Consider the following 24653-nt stretch of genomic DNA (forward strand, 5'->3'; position numbering starts at 1 on the left):
CTTATGCCAGCTCTTTGGCTGCTTCTGAATCGAGATACCACTCCGTCACGCCTTCTTTGGCAATAACTTTTGCGGCAGGATAATTATCTGCTTCGGGTGCCTGTTCGGCGATCTGCTTCAATACAGTCGCTTTGCTTTCACCCAGCACTAAATACGTAATGCGTTTGGCGTGTGCCAATAGATGCGCCGTTTTGGAGACGCGGATCTGACGCGTTTCAGGATGCGCGGCAATCGTGGCTAATTCTGTCGAATCATACTTGGTTTGCCCTGGGAACAATGACGCCGTGTGGCCATCAGTGCCCATGCCGAGCAATACCCAATCAAACGCCGGTACACCGTGTTCAAGTGGGATCTCGGTCAACATTTCTTCCGCGAAACGCCCCACTTCCATTGCCGCAAACGCTTCACCTTGAATACGATGAATGTTTTCGGCAGGAATGTCGATATGCTTGAACAATAAGGCGTTGGCCTGACCGTAATTACTTTGGTCGTGATCCGGTGCCACACAACGTTCGTCGCCCCACCAGAAGTGCAGGTTTGACCATGTAATCGAGGTCGCATACGCTGAGTTAGCCAAGAAAGAGAACAGCTGTGAAGGCGTAGTACCGCCCGACAGCGAAATATGCACCGGACGCCCTAACTGGCTATACGTGTCTAATTCCTGAGCCAGCGCTTCAACCACCTGTTGGGCGCTGTCAAAAACGTGGTAATTCATGTGACTCATAGCTCGCAGTAATCCGTGTTCGCCAAGTTTTTACAAGGGAAGCGCCACTCGCGGTTATCGCGAGACAACAAATCGTCGGCCTCTTTCGGCCCCCATGTGCCTGCCGCGTAACCGTACAGGTGCTCAGGGTTCTCTTTGTAATCCAAGATTGGCTGAACAAATTCCCAACACGCTTTCACCGCATCAGAGCGGGCAAACAAGGTCGCATCGCCTTTCATCGAATCCAACAGCAAACGCTCATACGCGGTCAGCATGTGGGTTTCTTCCAAACTTTCGTAGTGGAAGTCCATCGACACTTCTTTGGCTTCAAAGCCAGCACCCGGCTTTTTCAAGCCAAAGCTCATCAGAATGCCTTCATCTGGCTGAATACGGATGATCAATTTGTTTTCTGGCGCATTGGCACCAAACACTGGGTGTGGGGTTTTCTTGAAGTGAATAACCACTTCGGTCACACGCGTTGGCAAACGCTTACCGGTACGCACATAGAACGGCACACCGTTCCAACGCCAGTTGTCGATAAACATTTTCAAGCCAACATACGTTTCGGTACGGGAATCTTCAGCAACACCGGGTTCTTCACGGTAACCGAGCAAGTGATTGCCGCGCACATCCGATTCGGTGTACTGGCCCAATACCAGGTTATTCTTCAGATCATTTTCAGATAACGGCTGCAAGCTTTGGAACACTTTCATGACTTCATTACGCATGGTGTTCGCGTTAATCGCCGCTGGCGGCTCCATCGCAACCATCGCCAGCACTTGCAGTAAATGGTTTTGGAACATATCCCGCATCGCGCCAGAGCCATCGTAATAACCGCCGCGTTCTTCTACACCTAAGAATTCTGCTGCCGTGATTTCAACGTAATCAATAAAGTTACGGTTCCACAGCGGTTCAAACATGCCATTGGCAAAACGGAAAACAAGCAGGTTCTGTACCGTTTCTTTGCCCAAGTAATGGTCAATACGGTAGATTTGGTGTTCTAAGAAGTGATTGTGCAGCTCGGCATCAAGCTGTTCAGCGGTCGCCAGATCGTAACCAAAGGGCTTTTCAACAATCAAACGTTTCCAGCCACGGGCTTCACTGTTTAAGCCGTAAGCGGACAAACAGGCAGGGATCACACTGTACAGGCTCGGTGGGGTGGCTAAGTAAAACGTGGTATTGCCGTTGGTTTGATAAGCCTGATCGATATCATCAAGACGCGCTTTCAATTTGGCGTAATCTTCAACATCTTTGGTATCAATCGCTTGATAGTGAAGACGCTGACAGAATTCCTCAAGGGTTTGCGGGTCAACTTTTTCGTTGGCCATCAAAGAGGCTTTGAGTTTCTGCTGGAATTCCTCATCAGAGTATTCTGTACGGCTTACCCCCAAGATAGCGAACTGCTCAGAAAGGAGTCCGTTAGCAAAAAGATGGTAAAAGGCAGGGATCAATTTGCGATGGGTCAAATCACCCGACGCGCCGAAGATGACGATACAATTATTTTCAGGCTTAACCATAATACTTACCCACTCGTCTGACTCCGTCAGCACAAGTCATTCATATATTGAGGATCGCGATGTTATCACCAAGTAGCAAAAGTAACAGTAGGTTTTATCTATAAAATTAATAGGTAAAACCTTTCTTGGTGATATTTTAGTCAATTGCAGAATTTACGTCGGCAAAATACGCCTGAAATGCTGATTTAACGCGCTTTCCATGTGGTATTACCAGCTAAACCGATGATAATGAAACTAATTGTTTAGTGTATTCCTCTTGAGGTTGTGAAAATAGCTTTTCGGTATTTCCTTGTTCCACGACACAGCCATTTTTTAGCACAACAGTATAATGACACAGTGATTTAACCACACTTAAATCATGGCTAATAAATAAGTAACTCAGTTGGTATTTGGCTTGTAAGGTTTTTAATAACGTAAGCACTTGGCATTGCACGGTACGATCCAACGATGAGGTGGGCTCATCCAGCAAGATAAACGCGGGCTTTAAGACTAACGCCCGTGCAATGGCGATACGCTGACGCTGCCCGCCGGAAAATTCATTGGGGTAACGGTGACGGGTAGCCGGATCCAACTCGACCTCGCGCATGGCTTCACAGATGCGTTGGTCGGTTTCTTCGTCTGTCAGCGTATGGTGCACCGTTAACCCTTCACCGATGATTTGTGCCACTGACATGCGGGGGTTCAACGCGGAAAACGGGTCCTGAAACACCACTTGTAACTGGCTGCGATAGGGCAACATCCCTTTGCGGTTTAACGTTGAAATATCGATGCCGTTATAGGTAATCCCCCCCTCACTCTCCAACAAGCGCAATATCGCCATGCCTGTGGTGGATTTCCCAGACCCACTTTCCCCCACCAAGCCCACACTCTGGCCTTTTTGCAGTTTGAAACTGACATCGGTGACGGCTTTGATGTGATCTTTTACCCGTTTAAGCAGCCCCCCTTTAATGGGAAACCAGACTTTTAACTGTGACACATCAAACATGGTTGGGGTATTCGCTGTCACGGGAACCGGTTCGCCGGACGGATCGGACTGAATCAGTTGTTGAGTGTAAGGGTCTTGAGGATGGTTAAAAATAGCGTCACGGGTATCCGTTTCGACCACGCGCCCCAACTGCATGACCGCGACCCGATCCGCAAGCTGCTTAACGATGCTTAAATCATGGGTGATAAATAGCATCGCCATGCCCATTTCTTGCTGAAGCTGTTTTAATAGATCCAATATCTGCGCTTGTACCGACACATCCAATGCGGTGGTGGGTTCATCGGCAATCAACAACTCAGGCTCGTTAATCAGCGCCATGGCGATCATGACCCGTTGGCGTTCTCCGCCGGAGAGCTCATGGGGATAGGCCATCATGCGTTTTTCTGCATCACGCAAGCCGACCTTTTTCAGCCATTCAACAGCCCGTTTCTCAGCGGTAGCCTGACGCATCCCGCGGTGCAGTGCTAACACTTCACACAGTTGACGCCCGACTCGGTGCAAGGGATTGAGCGACATCATCGGCTCTTGGAAAATCATGCCGATACGATTACCCCGCACTTGGCGCATGTCACGCTCACTGCAACGCATCATATCAATGGCGTCGTAATGCACACTGCCAGAAAGATAACGGGCAGAACGTTGGGGTAACAAACGCAAAATGGCATTGGCGGTGACGGATTTTCCCGAACCACTTTCCCCCACCAGTGCAAGTGTCTCGCCACGGTAGACCTGCAAGCTCACATCGTGCGTGACTTGATCGACGCTCTGACCACGCTGAAAACCCATGGATAAGTGTTCGATAGTCAGTATCGGTTTTGTCATTCGCCTTCCCTCTGCTACCGCTGATGATGCGGATCAAACGCATCACGCACGGCTTCACCCACAAAAACCAATAAACTCAGCATGATCGATAACACGACAAACGCCGATAGTCCTAACCACGGCGCCTGTAAATTGGTTTTCCCTTGTGCCAACAACTCCCCCAGCGATGGTGAACCGGCTGGCAGGCCAAAGCCGAGAAAATCTAACGAGGTTAAGGTAGTCACCGAACCACTGAGAATAAACGGCATCATCGTCAGAGAGGCGACCATGGCATTGGGGAGCATATGGCGCAGCATGATCCGTCTATCTGTGACACCCAGCGCTTGCGCCGCACGCACATAATCCAAGTTGCGGCAGCGGAGAAACTCGGCACGCACCACACCCACCAGCCCCATCCAACTGAACAACACCATGATCCCCAACAACCACCAGAAATTCGGCTCAACAAAACTCGACAAGATAATCAGCAAGAACAGCGTGGGCATACCGGACCACACTTCCATGAAACGTTGACCGAATAAATCTACCCACCCGCCGTAATAACCTTGGCACGCCCCCACCACCACACCAATAACCGTGGAGATCACGGTTAACGCAAAGCCAAACAACACGGAGATGCGAAAACCGTAGATGATTCTAGCGAGCACATCCCGCCCTTTGTCATCGGTGCCGAGCCAGTTCACGCTATCTGGCGGTGAGGGTGCGGGGCCAGGTAAGTCATAATTAATGGTGTCATAGCTAAACCGGATGATCGGCCAGATCATAAAGCCGTGCGCATTGATCAAGTCGGCGACGTAAGGATCGGTATAATCGGCTTCTGCCTCAAACTCCCCGCCAAATTCCGTTTCCGAGTACGCGTGAAGAATAGGAAAATACCACTGTGATTGATATTCAACCAAAAGCGGCTTGTCGTTGGCGATGATCTCCGCAAACAAGGCGATCACAAACAGCAGGGCAAAGATCCATAACGACCAATACCCTCTTTTATGGGCCTGAAACCGCGCCCAACGTTCCTGTGTTAATGGGCTCATTTTCACTAGCGCGCCTCAAAATCGATCCGCGGATCCACCAAGGTATAAGTAATATCCGAGATAATGTTCAACAACAGCCCCAGCAGGGTCATGATATACAGCGAACTGAACACGACGGGATAATCCCGCTGAATCGTGGATTCAAACCCCAGCAGACCAATCCCTTCTAATGAGAACATCACTTCAATCAGCATGGCACCGGTAAAGAAGATGCTGATGAAGGCCGCTGGAAAGCCAGCAATAATGATCAGCATGGCATTACGGAATACGTGGCGATATAAGATCCCGCGTTCATCCAACCCTTTCGCCCTAGCCGTCACCACGTACTGTTTGTTGATTTCATCCAAAAACGAGTTCTTGGTCAGCATAGTTAAGGTGGCAAAACCGCCCACCACCATGGCGATAATCGGTAAAGTAAGGTGCCAAAAATAATCGGCGATTTGTTGATACCACGTCAGTTGGTCGAAGTTACTCGACACCAAGCCGCGCAATGGGAACCAACTGAAATAGTTACCGCTGGCAAAAAAGATGATCAGCAAGATGGCAAACAAGAAGCCGGGAATGGCATAACCAACAATCACCAACGCACTGCTCCATACGTCAAAACGGGAGCCGTGCTTGATGGCCTTGGCGATCCCCAACGGAATGGACACCAAGTAGATGATCAGCGTACTCCATAGCCCGAGAGAAATAGACACCGGTAAACGCTCAATGATCAGGTCAATCACATTGCCGCCTTTAAACAGGCTTTCACCAAAATTAAAGGTGGCGTAATTCACCAGCATATCGACATAACGTTCGAGCAGGGGCTTATCGAAGCCGAACTGCTTTTGGATGGCCAAGACCACTTCTGGATCTAACCCGCGCGAACCACGATAACCGGTATTGCCTTCCCCACCCGTATCGGCGGCCACCACCTCTTGGCCACCGCCAGTGAAGCGCTCCATGATGCCCGAGCTATGACCTTCAAGCTGGGCAACAGCTTGCTCGACGGGGCCACCCGGCGCTATTTGAATGACGAAAAAGTTAATGGTGATGATCGCCCACAACGTGGGGATCACCAGCAACAGGCGTCGTAGAATATAGGCTGACATAGGCGGTTACCGACGCTTTTCGGGTAAGCGCGCGGCTTTTTCTGGATCCACCCACCACGTGTCTTTCCCTAAGGTGTATTTCGGACGGATCGCAGGGCGGGCAAATTTATCCCAGGTGGCGACACGAAACTTACTGATGTGCCATTGCGGTACGACGTAAAAATGCCATTGCAGCACACGGTCTAATGCGCGCCCCAGAGGCAATAATTGTTCCGGATGTTCCTGCTGCTGGGCGATTTGTTCTGTCAAATAGTCGATAGCCGGATCGCTGACCCCTGCGGTGTTATAGGTGCTATCAATGAACTGACTATTCCACGCAATCAGCAGGTTGGGGCTGGGGTAAGGGTTAGCACTGTAACCTGCTGACACCATATCAAAGTCGCGATCGCGCAGGCGTTTAATATATTGGGTGGTATCGACCGTGCGCAGCTTCATGTCAATGCCCATCAACTTTAGATTTTTCTGGAATGGGATCGCTAAGCGTTCAGTCGTCGGGCTGTACATGAGTATCTCAAACACAAACGGTTCGCCCGTTTCCACGTTCGTCATGACTTTGTTTTTTACTTCCCACCCTGCCGCTTTCATCAACCCCAGCGCTTGGCGTAACTGCGAACGAATACGGCCGGAACCGTCCGTAACTGGCGGCTGATACTCATCGCTGAACACCCGTGCAGGCACTTTGTCTTTGATGGGAGCTAATACTGCTAATTCTTGTGCAGACGGCAACCCCTTGGCTTCGTATTCCGTGTTCTGAAAATAACTGCGGCTGCGGCTGTATTGGTTGTAGAACAGGCTTTTGTTCATCCATTCAAAATCCATCGCGTAAGAAAACGCTTCACGCACTTTTGAATCGGAAAACATGTCTTTTTGTGTATTAAACACAAACGCCTGTAAGGTTTGGGGGATTTGATGGGCGATCTCTTCTTTGACAATGTAGCCATTATCGAAGTTTTTACCTTGATACAAGGTGGCCCAGAATTTGGCGACGTTCTCTTCGCGGATATCGTACTCACCCGCTTTAAACGCTTCTAACGTGACCGTTTCATCGCGGTAATAATCGTATCGGATCTGCTGAAAGTTATGGCGGCCAACGTTCACGGGCAAGTCTTTCGCCCAATAGGTCGGCATACGCTCATACGTCACACTCTGTCCGGGCTTGTAATCACTGATCTTGTAGGCGCTGCTGCCAATGGGGGGCGTATTTAACGGCTCACTGAGGTTTTTATCTTGCCAATAATGCATCGGTAGCACTGTCATGCCTTGCACTAAGGCCAGCAGCACCTCGCGGTTGGGTGTTTTCATGGTGATGCGCGCGGTCAAAGGCTTCACGGCCGTCACTGCATCCACATCCTTAAAGTACACCTTGTACTGCGCGACTCCTTCTTTCATGAACTTATCAAAGGTGAAGGCCACATCTGCAGCGGTAATCGGCTGCCCATCATGAAAGCGGGCATTGGGGTTAATATCGACTTCCATCCACGCATAATCTTGTGGGTACCGCACTTTCTCCGCAATCAATGGGTAGTAGCTATCGATCTCGTCGCTGGAAGAAACAAATAAGGTGTCGTACACGGTATCACTGCCTGCAGCAGACACTCCGCGGGAGGCATAGCGATTGAAACTGTCGAACGTACCGACTTGCGCATACACCACCTTGCCCCCTTTGGGCGCGTTGGGGTTCACGTAGTCAAAATGCAGGAAATCATCGACGTATTTCGCACTACCAAACCCGACAAGGGTACGCGATTCGACAACCGTTTCGGTGCCTTGGGGTGCCTTATCTTCGGTATTGCTTTGCGCATGGATCGACCATGCCACGATCCCGAGCAGTACGACCCCAACGTGCCATTTCCCCATTTGTGCCTCCTTGCTGATGCGTTATGACAGCGATTTTCATGCCATTCTCGCGACCATTCACGCCATTTTATGCGTGATATCTTCTTCATTGAATTGAGGAATTGTCTTTCTTCCCTTTAGTTACGATAGGCCATGAATAACAAATCACCAAACCTGTGTGCATAGAATGGATTGTGGCGGAGGGCTTGCGAGAATGCGGCTAAGCCGCTAATATCGCGCCCTTTCGCGTATGCGAACTCTTTTAATCACTACTTCGCAAGACAGGTACATAAGATGTCTAAGTTCTTTTACAAAGGCCGCAAAGAAAAATCACAAAAGCATGAAAGCTTTGGCTATAACACGAAGCGTTCACAAAAACTTGGCACCGAGTCAAACCCGCTGCTATTGGTCGTCAACAGCGAAGAGAAGAAAGCAGAAGTAGAAGCCCTCGCGGCAGCACAGCAGCTTTTCGTTACCATCACGGTTGATGAGCAAGCGATTGAGAACCTAGTGGAATTCGACACGCTGCTGAATAAGCCGCAAACCACGGTATTTGACAAAACCCCTAGCCGTAATGACCCATGTTCATGCGGTAGCGGTAAAAAATTCAAGAAGTGCTGTGCTTAACCGTACGTTTCACATCACACAATAAGCGCTGGCCGATCATCGTCGATTCAGTGCTTATTGCGTCTTACCGACACCCACTGTGTGTGCGTCGGCAGTTTTCTCAATCTAACAGGCAGTAGAAACATTATGAGCAAGAGCAAAGGGTATTCTTGTGTCGGGTTGTTTAACCCCAAAACCCCTGAGAATGTCGGATCGGTCATGCGCGCTGCAGGGTGCTATGGCGTCAATAGTGTGTTCTATACCGGTACACGCTACGATCTTGCCATGAAGTTTTGTACTGACACCAAAAACATCGTGGGTGATATTCCACTGATTGGGGTGGAAGACCTGAAACAAATCATTCCGTATGACTGCGTACCCGTCGCGGTAGATTTAATTGAAGGAGCGAAACCGCTCCCTGAATATAAGCACCCGAAACGCGCTTTTTATATTTTCGGCCCTGAAGACGGGACATTGAAAAAAGAAATTACCGATTTTTGCCGTGAAACCATTTATGTACCGACTAAAGGTTGCATGAACTTGGCGGCAGCCGTGAATGTGATTTTGTATGATCGCTTGGCCAAAGGTAATAACTTTTCCAATCATTAAATCGCGGTTCTGCGGTTGATACTTTCTTCTCTATCGCTTTGATTGTATAAAGAGAGAACATAGCTCAACGCCTAGATGATCATGGGCTATGCTTCTCTGACTTTACTGGACAATCAATTTCCGATGAAAAATGCGCTTTTCCTTTCTCTTTTTGCCCTTTTGAGTTTCCCTGCCTTTTCAGCCATGCCTGAAGGTAATGCCGATATCGGTAAAAATAAGGCTTTTTCTTGTCAATTTTGTCACGGCACTAACGGTGTTGCGATGAAAGAGGGCTACCCTCATATAAATGGCCAGAACGCGTTATACCTCTATAAAGCAATGAAAGCCTACCAAGACGGTGAACGTTTGGGCACTTACGGCAAAATGATGCAACAACAATTATCAGCACTTAACGATCAAGATCTGGCTGACGTTGCGGCTTTCTATACCCAGCAACCTTAATGTTCTCCCCCTTTTTCTTTTCACTGACGAGGCTGCCATGCAACTTGCCCCTCAATATACGCACCATGACGATGAACGGTTCCAGATTGATCTGAGCCCCTTCGGTTTTCATTTTTCCCTTGTCATTCATCCATGGCAAGATGGCCTCACACTTGAGCGCCACTATCATGATGGTACGATTGAAGCGCTCGAAGGCAGCATCGATTTTTCATTGAGCCAAATCGCCCATTCACCGGGTGGCGTACATTGGGTCAATACCATTCCTGATCACCTGATTGATTTGGTCGAGCCCTACCCTGACTTAGGCGTGTACATGCTAAGCCTTGCGGCCACCAATCGCCGAGCAAAAGATTTGCTGATCACCCGCCCCATCATGCTGTACTTCATTTGTCAGGCTTACCCGCTAGACAGAGAGCAAGCCATCGCGCTGTGCCAATTTGGTCAACGCGAAATTTTGCATATGCTGGGGTTTGCGTCGAGCAAAGGCGCATTGCGCTTTTTAGATAAAATCGATGTGACCTTCAATAGTCGCTCGACCCATACACAAGTCACTCGCTTGTTGCACCCGATTGCGGAGCGATACCGTTATTTCAACCATTACCCGACGATTAACGAGCACGCATTACAGTTAGATATGTTGTTGCCTTATCTGACAGGGTCGAAATTGGCCCATGGCCTGACACAAACCAGCTTAAAGAATCGTGTCCGTTTGCCCACGCTACTGAACGAGACGGTGCAGCTGGGACTGCGCCTTGGCTATGAGGCTCCCATGGATATTCTGGGCCAGCTTGATAGCGTTGAAGCGGTTATCCAACTCCATGATAACTGGGTACAACGTCGCCGTGCTAACGAATACGTGCCGTGTCCAACCCATAATAGTCCTTACCCTGTTGTCTTTACCGGTAACGAGCATATTGAACCTATTACACACTACTTTGCCCTACGCGAAGAAGGCGAAACATTGCAGCATTGTGTGGAGGTTTACCACTCGCGGATTTTGAAAGGTGAATACTTGGCCTTTAAAATGACCGCGCCTGAACGCATGACGATCGGGATCCGTATCATCCTGCGTGACGATGCGCCACCCTTTTATGATATCGAGCAGATCAAAGGGCTGAAAAACAAAGCCCCCAAAGACGCAACCATCAAAGCGGTCTACCAATGGCTTGATGCTGAGAAAAAGCACATGAATGGCACCCACCAAGCGGTAGAACACTTGCACTGATCGCATCTCCAGCCATTCTTGCTTCATCAGAAAACATCAGAGACGAGAAAAAGGCGGCCACCACTGGTAGCCTTTTCTGATAACGACTAGAATTAACCCGATTTGATGGCTTCGGGTTACCCCTTTAACATTTGGGTTTATCAGGTACTTGTCTGACAAACCCAATGATATTGGCAATTAAATCACCGATTTCGAGTGAAGTAACCGGGCTCATGGCAGCATGATCCTGCTATTTTACGGAACAGATTATGTTATCACGTCAGCCTCTTGTGGGTTTATTGAGCGTTTGAGCCATAAATCTCTAAAAGGCGGAGCAAAAACAAGCAAATGTTCATTTTATCTCAAATGAACTATGTAATATYTGTCTAAATCAGTGATATACTCCCCCCCCGAATAGTGACAGTAATTGTTTATAGAGAAAAACAATGACAGATTTATCTAAATACAGAAACATTGGTATTTTCKCGCACGTTGATGCGGGTAAAACCACTACTACCGAGCGTATCCTTAAGCTTACAGGCCAAATCCACAAGATTGGTGATACGCACGACGGCTCAACGACTACTGACTTCATGGAGCAGGAAGCTGAGCGTGGTATCACAATCCAGTCTGCAGCTGTTAGCTGTTTCTGGAACGATCACCGTCTAAACGTTATCGATACTCCTGGACACGTAGACTTCACAGTTGAAGTATACCGTTCACTTAAAGTACTTGACGGCGGTATCGGTGTATTCTGTGGTTCGGGCGGTGTTGAACCTCAGTCAGAAACTAACTGGCGTTACGCGAACGAATCAGAAGTATCTCGTCTGATCTTCGTTAACAAACTAGACCGTATGGGTGCTGACTTCTTCAACGTTGTTGATCAAGTTAAAAAAGTACTTGGTGCTACTCCACTAGTTATGACTCTACCAATCGGCCGCGAAGAAGACTTCGTGGGTGTTGTAGACATCCTAACTCGTAAAGCATACGTATGGGATGACTCTGGTCTTCCAGAAAACTACGAAGTACTAGACGTTCCAGCTGACATGGTTGACGACGTTGAAGCTTACCGTGAAGAGATGATCGAAACTGCTGTTGAGCAAGACGATGATCTAATGGAAGCGTACATGGAAGGTGAAGAGCCTTCTATCGAAGAGATTCAGCGTTGTATCCGTAAGGGTACTCGTGACCTAGCATTCTTCCCAACGTTCTGTGGTTCTGCTTACAAGAACAAGGGTATTCAGCTAGTTCTTAACGCAGTTGTAGATTACCTACCTGCACCGACTGAAGTTGATCCTCAGCCGCTAACTAACCCAGAAACGGGTGAGCCAACTGGTGAAGTAGCAACTGTATCTGCAGATGAGCCACTACGTGCTCTTGCGTTCAAAATCATGGATGACCGTTTCGGCGCCCTGACTTTCGTACGTATCTACTCTGGTAAGATCAATAAGGGTGACACCATCCTTAACGCTGCTACTGGTAAGACTGAGCGTATCGGCCGTATGGTTGAAATGCAAGCGAACGACCGTAACGAACTTACTTCTGCTCAAGCGGGCGACATCATCGCTATCGTTGGTATGAAGAACGTTCAAACTGGTCACACGCTATGTGATCCTAAGCACGAGTGTACGCTTGAGCCAATGATCTTCCCAGTTCCAGTAATCTCTATCGCTGTTGCTCCTAAGGACAAAGGCGGTTCTGAGAAGATGGGTATCGCTATCGGTAAGATGGTTGCAGAAGATCCATCATTCCAGGTTGAGACTGACGAAGAAACAGGCGAAACTATCCTTAAAGGTATGGGTGAACTTCACCTAGACATTAAGGTAGATATCCTTAAGCGTACTTACGGCGTAGACCTAGTTGTTGGTCAGCCACAGGTTGCTTACCGTGAAACTATCACGAAGCCTGTTGAAGACAGCTACACGCACAAGAAGCAGTCTGGTGGTTCAGGTCAGTTCGGTAAGATCGATTACCGTATCAAGCCTGGCGAACAAGGTTCTGGCTTCAAGTTCACATCAGTAGTTGTTGGTGGTAACGTTCCTAAAGAATTCTGGCCTGCAATCGACAAAGGTTTCGCATCTATGATGCAAACTGGTCCTCTAGCTGGCTTCCCAGTTCTTGACGTTGAAGTTGAGCTATACGACGGTGGCTTCCACGCAGTCGATTCATCTGCAATCGCATTTGAAATCGCAGCGAAAGGCGCATTCCGCCAGTCTATGCCTAAAGCAGGTCCTCAGCTTCTTGAGCCAATCATGCACGTTGACGTGTTCACTCCAGAAGACCACGTTGGTGATGTAATCGGTGACCTTAACCGTCGTCGCGGCATGATCAAAGACCAGCAAGCTGGTGTTACTGGCGTACGTATCAAGGGTGATGTACCTCTTTCAGAAATGTTTGGTTACATCGGTACTCTACGTACTATGACATCTGGTCGTGGTCAGTTCTCTATGGAGTTCGCACACTACGCACCATGTCCTGCAAACGTTGCTGAAAAAGTAATCGCTGAGCAGAAAGAAAAGAACGCTAAGAAGTAATTTTTAATTACAACTAACGTTTAAAAACCCGGTTGCTTCGGCAGCCGGGTTTTATTTTATCTGTTGTTTATCATTCATACTCTTCTCTCGCTCCCCTCTCCTCCAGCTCTCCTTTTGCTTATCCTGCGTCAACACACTGAATGCATGTCATTGATGCTTGAGAGTATGCGTTCCATATCTTCCAAACGACACGTAGCTCTTTATCTCGCAATCTCGCAATCTCGCAATCTCGCAATCTCGCAATCTCGCAATCTCGCAATCTCGCAATCTCGCAATCAGAATGAACATCCTTATCTGCTATATATCAACCACTTAAGTGTACTTTTTTCTTTACAGTCTACGCTTATTTACGACAACCCGTCTTCCGCCATTATCTGGTTCATTCACGCGAAACTTTGTATTATGAATGCCATTGGAAACACAACTTTCGTTACGTATCACGTACTCCATAAAGTCTGTGTGAGGTTTTTGTTTGGTCACTAAAACTTCAAAACGGCATTTTTGTTTGGTCGCATCTTGCCATGATTCCACCTCGCTTTACCTCTGCTAAAGCAGAGACGTATCTGTTTAATAAAACACGGATACAAAAAAGGGCGTTTACGATATCGTAAGCGCCCTTTTCTCGTTGCTTTCTTCCTACCTTGACGGTACTAACATCGCTGCCGTACCACCTTGGTCGTTATCAGATTAGATCCATTCAGCCATCAACAAGAAGCATCCGAACAAGAAGCTTAGGCCCATTGCTAAATGGCCGCCTGCGACTTGATATACAACTCCAGTTGCATCCACCTCATAGCTCGCTTCATCGTTATCACGGCGCAATTTGATCGTCATGGCCATCGGTACGAATACCGCAAGGAACACCAAAATAATGCCTGCGTAGCCCAGTACCGACAAGAACTGGTCAGCGGCAAATAGCGCACCGATCAATGGGAAAATGAACGTTAGCACGTAAGTCACTGCGCGATTTTGACGGAAGGTATCTGCATTTTGGTCAAACAGTGCCATCGCTACGCCCAAGAATGACGTTAACAGTGCAAGGCCTGTGAAGACTGACAGTACGGCATTGATCATGCTGTGCTGAGCGCCTAACGCGGCAATCAATTCAGACACACCGCCCAAATTCACCATTTGTTCTGCTGTCAAATTACCCATGGCCGCGTATAGCCATAGCAAGTAGCTGAATAATGGGATAATCGAGCCCAATACCACCATGTTACGCAGTTGCTTGTGCGTCGCTTCTTTGTTGTACGTGACCAGTGATGGAATAACCACCATGAAGCCAAAGCTGGTGAACAAGACAGAGCTGGTTTTGATCAGAGCCACCTTGTTATCGCTGGTCGCAGACATCAAATTGTCAAACGAGATAGACGGCACAAGCGACATCAGGGTCATCCCCAGCGTCACAACCATAATGACAAACAGTACGCGGTTAATCTTATCAATCACCGCCGTCCCCGCAGCAACCACCAGGCCGGCTAGCAAGGTAAAGGCGATCTGACTTTGCATCATCGTCAGTTCAATGCCCATGCCTGACAGCAATTGCAGCAAGAGGTCTCCGGCACCAATGATGTATGCCATCAACAAACAGACCAATAAGGCGTACAGCAAGCCGTTCGTCACTAACTGCCCACCTTTACCCAAGGTTTTACGCGCGATGGTATTCATACCTAAGCCGCCACCGGCTTTAATGCTGGCTTCAAGCAACAGCAGGGCTGCATAGGTTGTTCCCATCCAGATCACCAGCATCAGGGCAGTGCCCCAAAATAAACCGAACTGGGCCAATACCATTGGGATAGCCAACATACCGGCACCCAGTGCCGTACCAGCAATGATTAACGAACTTCCAAGTAATTTAGTATTCACAATTTTGTCTCTAATATTTATCGAGCATGCCTTGTATTGAAACAAGCCGTGCTTCAAATTTGAAAAAAGGAGGGTGTTAAACGCCAGCTTTGCGTGAAGCAAAGCGCTATTAACTAGTGACTAAATCGGAATGCTGAATAATAGCCAAATAGCATGTCGCTACCGGACGGAAGTGCGGATGGGTGATAAGAGGATAATGTATGCGGCTGCAAATGTGCACCGACAAAGTGAGCACAGGCTCGCCCATCAGATCGTGTGTTCATGTATCGTACTCCAAAAAACGATATGTCTTTGTTACTCAGTAATCATCCTGTGATTACCTGCTTTTGTTTGGTCATTTAGCAACTTATATGGCGAACCAAGTCACATCAACCGTCGTTTTTGGGATCTTATATTTCATTTTTATCAATAAGCATGTCTACCTCTTTTCGCAGCCATGCTTTGTCTTTTTTGCGCGTTATTGCGCCTTCCTTGTCGAAGCCGCGCAAGATGCCACAAGGGTCAATTTATTGAACGACGTCGGGTACACACTGATACTGCTACCATCGTCAAACTGAATACCATCGTAATACTGACCCGCCCATTTTAAACGGGTAAAACGTGCATAACGCGCTTTGCTGTACAGCGCTTCCAAGGTATTGATTGCCCCTTGCTTATTAATTTGCGCCATGATCGTTGTCGTAAGCAGTGTTTCCGCGACTGTTTTCAAAACGGTTCTCTTTTCCCTAATTGCTTGCCATAACCCTGTTGTACCAAATCCCCCCACCATTGCAAACCAAGACCCGACTAAACGTGTAAATAAAGGGATACCATTACAGTGAGCGGGCTTCATTCAAACTCTTCGATGAAAAACCACCCTACTTTTCAGTCTGATTGTGCCGAATGCGCCATTATCTGGCCGCAGCGGTACGATCAAGCACCGTGACAGCTTTCATTCCAACCAACATCGCAATAAAAAAGACCCACATCGTGCTATTCAAACTCGGCAATGCCGTCACAACGGGGCCCGGACAAATACCAGCGACGCCCCACCCAATACCAAACAACCCTGCCCCTATCAATAGGCGCTTATCCATTTGCGTTTTTGTGCTCACCGAAAAAGCAGATGCGCACACAGGCTTCTGCCGTGGACGGATCACGAAGAAATACATCGGCATAAACACCAGTAGCGCACCGCCCATCACAAAAGCAAGGCTAGGATCCCACGCGCCGGCGACATCCAAAAAGCCGATCACTTTATTCGGGTCAACCATGCCCGATAGCATCATTCCCATACCAAACAAAAGACCAGAAGCTAAAGCGGTTATATGTGTTAATCGTGACATCGTGTTTACCTCTTCTCTATCCATGCGACTTTCCCATGCAGCTTTCGCCCACCCTGTTTACCCAAAAACATGAAGACGGATAAACACCGTTAACATCGCCACCGCCATGAACACCAGCGTGGCCACTACCGAACGGGGTGAGAGCCGCCCCATGCCACAAATACCGTGACCACTGGTACAGCCGTTACCAAGCTTTGTCCCTATCCCCACTAACAGTCCAGCCATCACAACCACACCGATAGAAGTAACGGGGAGTGTCGTAGCAAAGGTCAGACCCAATAACGGCGCTGTAGCGCCACTGACCAGCATCCCGCACAAAAATAACAACCGCCAATGCCACTCTCCTTTCTCAGGCTTAAGCACCCCAGACACAATGCCACTGATACCTGCGATACGACCATTCATCAGTAATAGCAAAGCTGCTGATAAACCCAACAGCATGCCTCCCAATAGTGCATGCCACGGTATTTCAAAACCCATTCCTTCTCTCCTTTATCAACGCGATGTCAATCGCTCTGTGCTTCTCTATAATAGTGGCTTTTTTAACCACAATTAGTCAAGACTAAATTAGCATTTACTAAATTAATATCTGTGGTACTCTTTCTCCACCACAATGGCATAAGTCAGCCGTTGAAGACCAATAAGGGAGGCCGCAATGGCAAAGACGAAAATAGTAATTGTAGGGGGTGTCGCTGGAGGCGCATCTGCTGCCGCACGAGCACGACGCTTAAGTGAAGATGCTCACATCATCATGTTTGAACGTGGGGAATTTGTCTCATTTGCCAATTGCGGCTTGCCATACCATATCGGCGGGGATATCACGGATCGCAGTAAGTTGCTGTTGCAAACACCGGGTAGCTTCCTTGCACGCTTCAATGTTGATGTACGAGTCATGAACGACGTCACGCACATCAACCGCGACGCTAAAACGGTCACAGTCAGCAACCTACTGGATGGCACAAGTTACACAGAAAGCTATGATGTGTTGCTGCTCAGCCCGGGGGCAGCCCCTGTCGTGCCACCTATCGCCGGTATCGATAACCCATTAACGCATTCACTGCGTAATATCCCAGATATGGATAACATCCTCGCGACCCTAGACACCCACAAACCGACCCATGCAACGGTGGTCGGGGGCGGGTTCATCGGATTGGAAATGATGGAAGCCTTCCACCAGCGTGGCATCAACACCACACTGATTGAAATGGCAGATCAAGTGATGACGCCTGTCGATCGCGAAATGGCAGGCGTTGTTCATGATGCCATTCGTACACAAAGTATCGACTTGCGCTTAGGCGTTGCTCTTGACGCCGTGCAGCACGACGCCGCCTCTGAGCACTTAACCTTGACCCTTAATAATGGCGACACACTGGACACGGGCATTCTAATCATGGCTGTCGGGGTACGCCCAGAGACTCAACTGGCAAAAGCCGCTGGGCTGAAGATCGGTGAACTCGGCGGGATCTGGGTCAATGCACAGATGCAAACCAGCGATCCGTTCATTTATGCGGTGGGTGATGCGGTTGAAGACATGGATTTTGTCACTGGCCGATCAACCTTTGTTCCGCTAGCGGGCCCGGCCAACCGTCAAGGCCGTATGGCGGCAGACAACATGCTGGGGCGTCAGGTGGCCTACCAAGGCACACAAGGCACGGCGATCTGCAAAGTCTTTGATCTCGCCGTTGCCGCTACCGGCCAAAATGAAAAACAACTGAAGCGCGATGGCGTTCATTACGAAAAGGTCTTCGTTCATACGGCTAGCCATGCCAGTTACTACCCGGGGGCTGAAGTGGTGTCATTCAAACTGCTGTTCGACCCACAAACGGGGAAAATTTACGGCGCACAAGCCGTAGGCAAAGACGGCATCGATAAACGTATTGATATCATGGCGGTGGCACAACGTGCCGGCATGACCGTTGAGCAATTGCAGCATCTTGAGCTGACCTATGCACCGCCGTTCGGCAGTGCTAAAGATGTCATCAACCAAGCCGCATTTGTGGCGACCAACATCATGCAAGGCGATGCCACTCCGATCCATTTTGATGAGATTGATCATCTGACAGACACGCAGTTACTGCTTGATGTGCGTAATCCGGGCGAGCTGAAACAAGGCTACCTTGCCGGCGCGATCAATATTCCCGTCGACCAGCTACGCCAGCGAATGGATGAATTGCCGAAAGACAAAGAAATCATCATTTACTGCCAAGTGGGCTTACGCGGAAACGTCGCTTATCGGCAGTTAGTGAATAACGGTTACAAAGCGCGTAATCTGATTGGTGGTTACAAAACTTACTTAGCAGCCAAACAGTAACGCACATTGATATCACCTAGACGTTTGCGTAAGACGTTCACACAAGGTACCTAGGCCACCATCGCATAAAAGCCAGAAGCCTGTCGCTTCTGGCTTTTTGCGTTAGTACGTTTTTTGCTGAGTGTAGTGTGATGATTCACGCCACGTATGATTCGACTCCGACGATGACTCTTTTCTGTATTGGCGATAACCGTTGTTATCATAGCGGTCATCTTGATAGTGATGATGACGATACCAATTGTATCTGTGTGGCCAACGGTATTTCACTTCTTTGAGTTGCAAGGTGAACAAACAATCAAAATGAATAGGATCACCGACAGATTGGGTAAATTGACTTAAATCCACCATTCCTGACAACCTGACCGGTCCTTGATGCCATGCATAGTCACCGTATGCTTTAAGCACACCGCTTTCATCACTGGAAGCTCCCGTGATATGTGTAATCATATTACCGTTCGGCGTGACCGTTTCCTGCAGTACGGGCTGTACCGTGGTAAGTCCTCGGGTCACAATGAGGCCATTCGGTAAATAAAAATACGTGGTGCCTATTAATTTGACTCCGCCACTTTCCTCGGTGATTTCAGACAAACAGTCTGTCGCATACCCGATAGATGCATTCGTTGCGGGGTCTTTCAAATCCACATCGAAGCACATGGCCATATCTGGTGTTTTATCACCGTCAATATCAGGCACCTCCCCCTCGTACATGTAACCCGTCCCCACAAGGTTGAGCACTAACCGTTTACTGTCATTCTGTTCACCGCCAGTCTCATCAGCATAATGATTGTCATAGCCATTGTCGCGATGTTTTCCCTCCTGTTTCTCTTCATGATAGTAAGCGGATGGCGAGCGTTGATACGAGGCATTATCCGTCGATGATGTGCGGTGTTGATAAGAGGGATAATGATTTTTTTCAGACATGACGGGCGCTTCGGCCGCACTGTGTCCGGACACACTCACACCCAATGCAATGAGTGCAACTTGATGAATTTTCATTGTATTACTCCACGAACTTCGATGGCATCACTGGAGTTTTTTTGCCAACTGGTCAAATATCATGAGCCTTTTATCGGCACATGCGTGAAGTAAGTGTAGATGAAATAAGACGCCAGTATGGTTAATGAGAACGCCGTAACATTCACCATCAAGACGATGTGGGCTGCGACGGTGGCGCATCCCCGTATTCATTCGGGTCAGGTTGCGTGGGTTGAACGAAGAAATAAATCAACACAAAAAAGCCAATGATAGGGATCAAACCGATAAGTAACCACCAGCCCGTTCGTCCGGTATCATGCAAACGGCGAGTCGCAACCGCCAAGCTGGGCAGCAAGACCAACAGAGAATAAATAAAACCAAACACACCGCCGCCTTCACCGTCCCCCGGATTACCGAGCAAGTTATTCACTAAGGCCAAAATGATGCTAATAATGATATTGAACAACACAAAGTACCACCTGATTACCATCATCAATCAGCCAGCTGAGCTATACTTTGAGTTAAAGAAAACTTGAGGATTAGATCATGCCTAAGAATATGGTTCAATTTCAGAAAAGTATTTCTATTCATCGCTTTATCGAGCTGTATGGTAATGAAGAACAGTGCCAACAGCACTTGTTTGATATGCGATGGCCTACTGGGTTCAAGTGCCCTAATTGCCATCACGATAAGTATTGCCAGTTAAAATCACGTGACTTGTATCAGTGCAATCGCTGCCGACATCAAGCATCACTAACGTCTGGAACTCTCTTTGCCAACTCTAAACTTCCCTTAACGACTTGGTTTTTAGCCATTTATCTAATCACACAAGAGAAAAATGGGATTTCCGCGTTGGAGTTATCTCGTAATTTGGGTGTTTCTTATAATGCTGCCTGGCGATTGAAACATAAGTTAATGCAAGCAATGAAAGAGCGTGACGACGAATCTCAACTCACAGGATTTATTCAGATTGATGACGTTTATTGGGGCGGTGTTCGTCGAGGTTCTCGTGGCCGAGAAGCGAAAGGTAAGCGTCCATTTGTGGCAGCCGTGTCTTTAAACGATGAAGGTCATCCCATTCATATGCGCTTTTCTGTTGTTAAGGGGTTCCAGAAACACGAGTTAACACAATGGGCGAAAACGCATTTACGGCCAAAATCGCTTGTTATATCAGATGGTTTAGCTTGCTTCAGAGGCATTGAAGATGCAAATGAGTTCCATCTGGCCATTGTCACTGGCGGTGGTGCTGATTGTGTTGAATTACCGTACTTCAAGTGGGTTAACACGATGATAAGTAATGTGAAAAATTCAATGCACGGAACTTACCATGCTATAAACAACAAGCATTTACCGAGATATCTCGCTGAATTCTGCTTTAAGTTCAATCGCAGATTTGATTTGGAAAAAATGATAGATAACCTGATTCACTCAAGTATTCAAACAGCACCGATGCCTGAGCGCTTACTCAAATTGGCTGAGGCTCGGTGGTAATCAGGAAGTACCAATACTCAGGCCGACTGGCGCGCCCTTTAAATACGGCATATTGCTTTAAGACATAGAGATACCATTGCATAACGACGACTCCTACATAATCAAACGCTCATGGAACATTTTATATAGGTCTCGGTTGTCTCTTTTCTTAAACAGCAGACAGGTCGGGGTAGGCATAGACTTTTTAGTGGCAACACTGCGCAGACAACGCATAAAAAGCAGACATGAAAAAGCAAGCGTGGAAAACAAGAGGTAACGTATGAAACCGCTTTTATTATTACAAATTGCCCTGTTTATTGGCTTTGGTCTGGTCCAAGCGAAAACCGATTTCAATGAAACCGTTTACTCCCCCGACAAGGGCGTCATTTGCGATAAAAAAGCCGGATTTTGTGTCGATAGTTATGGTATTTCAATGGCTTTTACCCAGATGTTCCTCGGGCAAGCCGCACAAGATAACTTCATGGCTCTTATTGATGAGGTCGGCAGTAAAAATTTCGATACCCAACGCTTTTCATTCAGTAACAACGTCTACTGTGATACAGAAAAAAAACGGTGCGTCACAGACCGGTTCAATAACACCCCGGAGCCGGACTACAACGCCATTCTGTTCACGATGAGTGAGTGATAAAATGTTGAGATCACAGCTTACTGTCTGTTTCACTCACGACGGGGACAAAACTGCGACGGCGAAGGGCTTCTACGCCCGTGTCTTCAACGGCTTCCAAATTACCACGTGACACCACCCCTCTTGCTGCTTCGCCCTGTTCAATGGATGATGCAGACAAAGACGCATCAGGCTGTCCTGCCGCTTTATCTCCTTTTTCCGCTTTTACAGTTGATCCTGATGTCGTGAATTGCTCATCGGAAAGAGACGGATTATTCACGATTTCACCCGAGATTAAATTCGCTTCTTTCTTGAACATGATGGGCTTGACGGGTGAAACAATCACCTTCGGATCGACGTTTGGTGCGGGTATTGGCGTTAGAGCGGGTTTCTGAGGTGGCTCGGAGGGTGTGCTAACACTTACCTTGCTGTTACTTAAGCGCCTGCCTAGCAGTGGGGCAACGTCCTGATTCACCGTTGTGTTCACCTCTTTATTCACGCTCGATGGCACAGTAAGAACATCACGGGGAACAGGTAATACAGAGGCATCATCCCTATCCGTCACAGCCACAGGCTCCGGCGAGGACATATCTTCATCCGGTCCGGTGATCGGCACAGTCGTTGAACGTACTTTTTTTTCATGGCTAAAATCGGTATTAATGCCACTGAGCTTTTTCCCCGTTGCTGACGGTGCGGGACGAATATAGCGGGCGGGAGGCGGATCAGTAACCTCGTTTGTCGCGCGCAAGGATGAGCCATTGCGGTTATCACTCAAGCCTAACTGAGGAGAAGAAAAACTGAATAAGGCCAACTTTTCATCCCACACTTGTAGCAAGGTCAGTTCTTGCTGCCAGGCATGATCCACGCTGCTGACCAAATCAGCCACCTGTAACTGCGTTGACAGTAATGTATTGGCTTGCTCATACCGGCGATGCATTTTCTTTCGCATCTGCTGCCAATCCGTCCCGCCGGTCATCAAATACCGAGTACTGTCCGCCCAATACTGATACGCTACAGCACTGTTTGCTTTGTCCGCCGCCATCGCGGCCAATGCCTCTGACATACCGGCATATTGCCACATTTTTTTTCGACCGAGTTTCGCCTCAGCGCTTAAAAACGCCAACGACAAGCGATGCCATTGTTCGGCGGCTTGATCATAACGACCGAGGGTGATCAAGTGTGTCCCTTTCGCAAACGGCGCAAGATCCAGCTCCACCGCCGAGGCCATCACGCGTCCACTGCTGACTCCTACACCCAATACCAACGCACACAGTACGAACACATACACCCTGCCGAGCAACATCGTTATTTTCATCGGAACGTCTCCACCAAGCATTTTCCAGGATGGTAAAACCGAGAATCAAACTGTACGTCCCTAAACTCACGTTCGGTTGAACGTTGATACAGCTTGCCATTCGCTTTATATAACAATGCCTCTAGTACACCTGCATTGGTTTGCAATGAGATGGTTTTTTCATACGCACTGGTTAACTCATATCGCCCTTCATACCACCCTCGTGTTGGATCATACAATTCTTGCACCAAGGTCAACAAACGGTCGGTATAATCGGTTCGCCATAACGTCCACATTTGAAAGGCCACGCGGGTAGATACCAACGCTTTTTCATCATGATCGCTGCCATCTTCCGCCACTGAAATCCACGGCGTGCCTAAGGCATAAATGCTGTCGTACACAAAATACGGCTCCCCCGTGACCACATGCTCCCCGCGGGCTGTATAAATGCGTTCTCGATCCCAGCGTGAGGCTTGAAGCTGATACACCGCATCTGCCATCGCAGACAGCGTATGGTTAGAATGGATGGCATCATTTGAACGGCTGTCATTGATCTCATCCCAATTAAACTCCATCCCCAACAGCAAGTAAGGCGTGCTGTAGACCGGACGTAACACATCGTAATGACGAGGATCGCGACCATCAAACAACAAGTCTATACCATTGATCGTGACCACTTCATACGGTTCAAGTAACATGGCTTTTTCAGGCACAATTTGCCAATCGAGATACCCATAAGCCGTGTATTCCTCAATGCCTAATCGACCTTCTTTGTAGCGATGTACCTGTCCATTATTGATGGTTCCCCCAAACAGTTCACCATCTGTACTCACTAATTCACAAAAATTCCATCGCAATACGGCTTTATCAATGTATTCAGAAAAAGTCGGATTACGCTGTTTGGTAATCGCCAAGACAATCAACAACCGTCCAATATCGATGGATGACCACCCCAACTCCCCCGGCTGATTAGCGTAGTCGACCATTTGCCCCGATGTGGTGCTGTACACTTTATTGGGAACGCCTAATAAACCCAATGGCATCTTATTCAAAAAGCTAATGACCAAGGTTAAGCGCTCATCGTGCTCTTTACTGGTAATAAAACCGAACTCATCGGCTGCCATTAATGCGACTAAATAGTCAGCGATATGAGATAAATTCGTGGTAGGATAATTATCAATAGAGTTGACCAACCCTGTGGTGGGGTTGGTGTTATTTTCCACGTAAGTCCACGCCGTTTTTGCCCACGCCAGTTCATCTTCTGTGAGTTCACCGTATCGCCCCTGACGGATCAACTGTGACTCATTCACAGAAGTGATGCCGTCTTGTACACCTCGATATACCACACCACATGCGGCCAATTGGCACGCCACCAGCACAACTATCACTTTTTTCAACATGGGCA

At 48.1% G+C, this 24653-nt stretch carries 22 protein-coding genes; 8 read left to right on the forward strand and 14 right to left on the reverse strand.

Annotation, left to right across the window (positions count from 1 at the left end; genetic code table 11):
• Position 1: 1 nt before the first annotated feature.
• The 6 genes from pgl to L4C36_RS01835 form a co-directional block, all read right to left on the reverse strand.
• On the reverse strand, positions 2-724 hold the full coding sequence (pgl, locus tag L4C36_RS01810; RefSeq protein ID WP_428476075.1) for a 6-phosphogluconolactonase: 723 nt from the start codon (positions 722-724) through the stop codon (positions 2-4).
• Positions 721-2220 carry a glucose-6-phosphate dehydrogenase gene (gene zwf, locus L4C36_RS01815; protein ID WP_428476076.1) on the reverse strand — a complete coding sequence of 500 codons (1500 nt, stop codon included), beginning with the start codon at positions 2218-2220 and terminating at the stop codon, positions 721-723. The genes pgl and zwf overlap by 4 nt, the downstream gene beginning before the upstream one ends.
• Positions 2221-2434: 214 nt before the next feature.
• On the reverse strand, positions 2435-4027 hold the full coding sequence (locus L4C36_RS01820) for an ABC transporter ATP-binding protein (RefSeq protein WP_428476077.1): 1593 nt from the start codon (positions 4025-4027) through the stop codon (positions 2435-2437).
• Between the two features lie 14 nt (positions 4028-4041).
• Complete coding sequence (locus L4C36_RS01825) at positions 4042-5058, reverse strand: ABC transporter permease (protein WP_428476078.1); 1017 nt, start codon at positions 5056-5058, stop codon at positions 4042-4044.
• A gap of 5 nt (positions 5059-5063) precedes the next feature.
• Positions 5064-6152, reverse strand: a complete 1089-nt coding sequence (locus L4C36_RS01830; RefSeq protein ID WP_428476079.1) for a microcin C ABC transporter permease YejB — start codon at positions 6150-6152, stop codon at positions 5064-5066.
• Positions 6153-6158: 6 nt separating this feature from the next.
• Complete coding sequence (locus tag L4C36_RS01835) at positions 6159-8009, reverse strand: extracellular solute-binding protein (protein ID WP_428476080.1); 1851 nt, start codon at positions 8007-8009, stop codon at positions 6159-6161.
• Between the two features lie 273 nt (positions 8010-8282).
• Here L4C36_RS01835 and L4C36_RS01840 point away from each other — a divergent pair, with 273 nt between their 5' ends.
• From L4C36_RS01840 to fusA, 5 genes are all read left to right on the forward strand, one after another.
• The gene (locus tag L4C36_RS01840) at positions 8283-8615 is read left to right on the forward strand and encodes a PBPRA1643 family SWIM/SEC-C metal-binding motif protein (RefSeq protein ID WP_428476081.1); all 333 of its coding nucleotides are present in this window, start codon (positions 8283-8285) and stop codon (positions 8613-8615) included.
• Positions 8616-8741: 126 nt separating this feature from the next.
• Positions 8742-9203 (forward strand): RNA methyltransferase, encoded by a 462-nt coding sequence (locus L4C36_RS01845; protein ID WP_428476082.1) that lies wholly within the window; start codon positions 8742-8744, stop codon positions 9201-9203.
• A 123-nt stretch (positions 9204-9326) separates the two neighbouring features.
• Positions 9327-9644, forward strand: a complete 318-nt coding sequence (locus L4C36_RS01850) for a c-type cytochrome (RefSeq protein ID WP_428476171.1) — start codon at positions 9327-9329, stop codon at positions 9642-9644.
• Between the two features lie 37 nt (positions 9645-9681).
• Positions 9682-10869: a PcfJ domain-containing protein gene (locus L4C36_RS01855; RefSeq protein WP_428476083.1), complete on the forward strand. Its 1188-nt coding sequence runs from the start codon at positions 9682-9684 to the stop codon at positions 10867-10869.
• Positions 10870-11294: 425 nt separating this feature from the next.
• Entirely contained in the window at positions 11295-13382 is a 2088-nt protein-coding gene (gene fusA, locus L4C36_RS01860) for an elongation factor G (RefSeq protein ID WP_428476084.1), read from the forward strand.
• Positions 13383-14069: 687 nt separating this feature from the next.
• On the opposite strand, the gene L4C36_RS01865 is transcribed toward fusA, so the two are convergent.
• The 4 genes from L4C36_RS01865 to L4C36_RS01880 all read right to left on the reverse strand — a co-directional run bounded on the left by L4C36_RS01865 (position 14070) and on the right by L4C36_RS01880 (position 17053).
• Positions 14070-15248: an aromatic amino acid transport family protein gene (locus tag L4C36_RS01865; RefSeq protein ID WP_428476085.1), complete on the reverse strand. Its 1179-nt coding sequence runs from the start codon at positions 15246-15248 to the stop codon at positions 14070-14072.
• A gap of 457 nt (positions 15249-15705) precedes the next feature.
• Positions 15706-15957 carry a hypothetical protein gene (locus L4C36_RS01870; RefSeq protein ID WP_428476086.1) on the reverse strand — a complete coding sequence of 84 codons (252 nt, stop codon included), beginning with the start codon at positions 15955-15957 and terminating at the stop codon, positions 15706-15708.
• A gap of 181 nt (positions 15958-16138) precedes the next feature.
• The gene (locus L4C36_RS01875; protein ID WP_428476087.1) at positions 16139-16573 is read right to left on the reverse strand and encodes a DUF6691 family protein; all 435 of its coding nucleotides are present in this window, start codon (positions 16571-16573) and stop codon (positions 16139-16141) included.
• A gap of 57 nt (positions 16574-16630) precedes the next feature.
• On the reverse strand, positions 16631-17053 hold the full coding sequence (locus L4C36_RS01880) for a YeeE/YedE family protein (RefSeq protein WP_428476088.1): 423 nt from the start codon (positions 17051-17053) through the stop codon (positions 16631-16633).
• A gap of 175 nt (positions 17054-17228) precedes the next feature.
• On the opposite strand from L4C36_RS01880, the gene L4C36_RS01885 reads away from it, so the two are divergent.
• On the forward strand, positions 17229-18884 hold the full coding sequence (locus tag L4C36_RS01885) for an FAD-dependent oxidoreductase (RefSeq protein ID WP_428476089.1): 1656 nt from the start codon (positions 17229-17231) through the stop codon (positions 18882-18884).
• 102 nt (positions 18885-18986) lie between these two features.
• Here L4C36_RS01885 and L4C36_RS01890 read toward each other — a convergent pair whose 3' ends face one another.
• Positions 18987-19880, reverse strand: coding sequence for a hypothetical protein (locus tag L4C36_RS01890; RefSeq protein WP_428476090.1), 894 nt, complete (start codon positions 19878-19880; stop codon positions 18987-18989).
• 148 nt (positions 19881-20028) lie between these two features.
• Complete coding sequence (locus L4C36_RS01895) at positions 20029-20352, reverse strand: DUF805 domain-containing protein (RefSeq protein ID WP_428476091.1); 324 nt, start codon at positions 20350-20352, stop codon at positions 20029-20031.
• Between the two features lie 53 nt (positions 20353-20405).
• Here L4C36_RS01895 and L4C36_RS01900 point away from each other — a divergent pair, with 53 nt between their 5' ends.
• The gene (locus tag L4C36_RS01900; RefSeq protein WP_428476092.1) at positions 20406-21350 is read left to right on the forward strand and encodes an IS1595 family transposase; all 945 of its coding nucleotides are present in this window, start codon (positions 20406-20408) and stop codon (positions 21348-21350) included.
• Between the two features lie 259 nt (positions 21351-21609).
• Entirely contained in the window at positions 21610-21975 is a 366-nt protein-coding gene (locus tag L4C36_RS01905) for a YcgJ family protein (RefSeq protein ID WP_428476093.1), read from the forward strand.
• A 13-nt stretch (positions 21976-21988) separates the two neighbouring features.
• On the opposite strand, the gene L4C36_RS01910 is transcribed toward L4C36_RS01905, so the two are convergent.
• Together L4C36_RS01910 and L4C36_RS01915 are read right to left on the reverse strand one after the other, a co-directional pair.
• Positions 21989-23269, reverse strand: coding sequence for a hypothetical protein (locus tag L4C36_RS01910; RefSeq protein ID WP_428476094.1), 1281 nt, complete (start codon positions 23267-23269; stop codon positions 21989-21991).
• Positions 23266-24648, reverse strand: a complete 1383-nt coding sequence (locus L4C36_RS01915) for a DUF3131 domain-containing protein (RefSeq protein ID WP_428476095.1) — start codon at positions 24646-24648, stop codon at positions 23266-23268. The genes L4C36_RS01910 and L4C36_RS01915 overlap by 4 nt, the downstream gene beginning before the upstream one ends.
• Positions 24649-24653 lie beyond the last annotated feature (5 nt).

This window comes from Photobacterium japonica (assembly GCF_050337005.1).
In the GTDB taxonomy this organism is placed as follows: domain Bacteria; phylum Pseudomonadota; class Gammaproteobacteria; order Enterobacterales; family Vibrionaceae; genus Photobacterium; species Photobacterium japonica.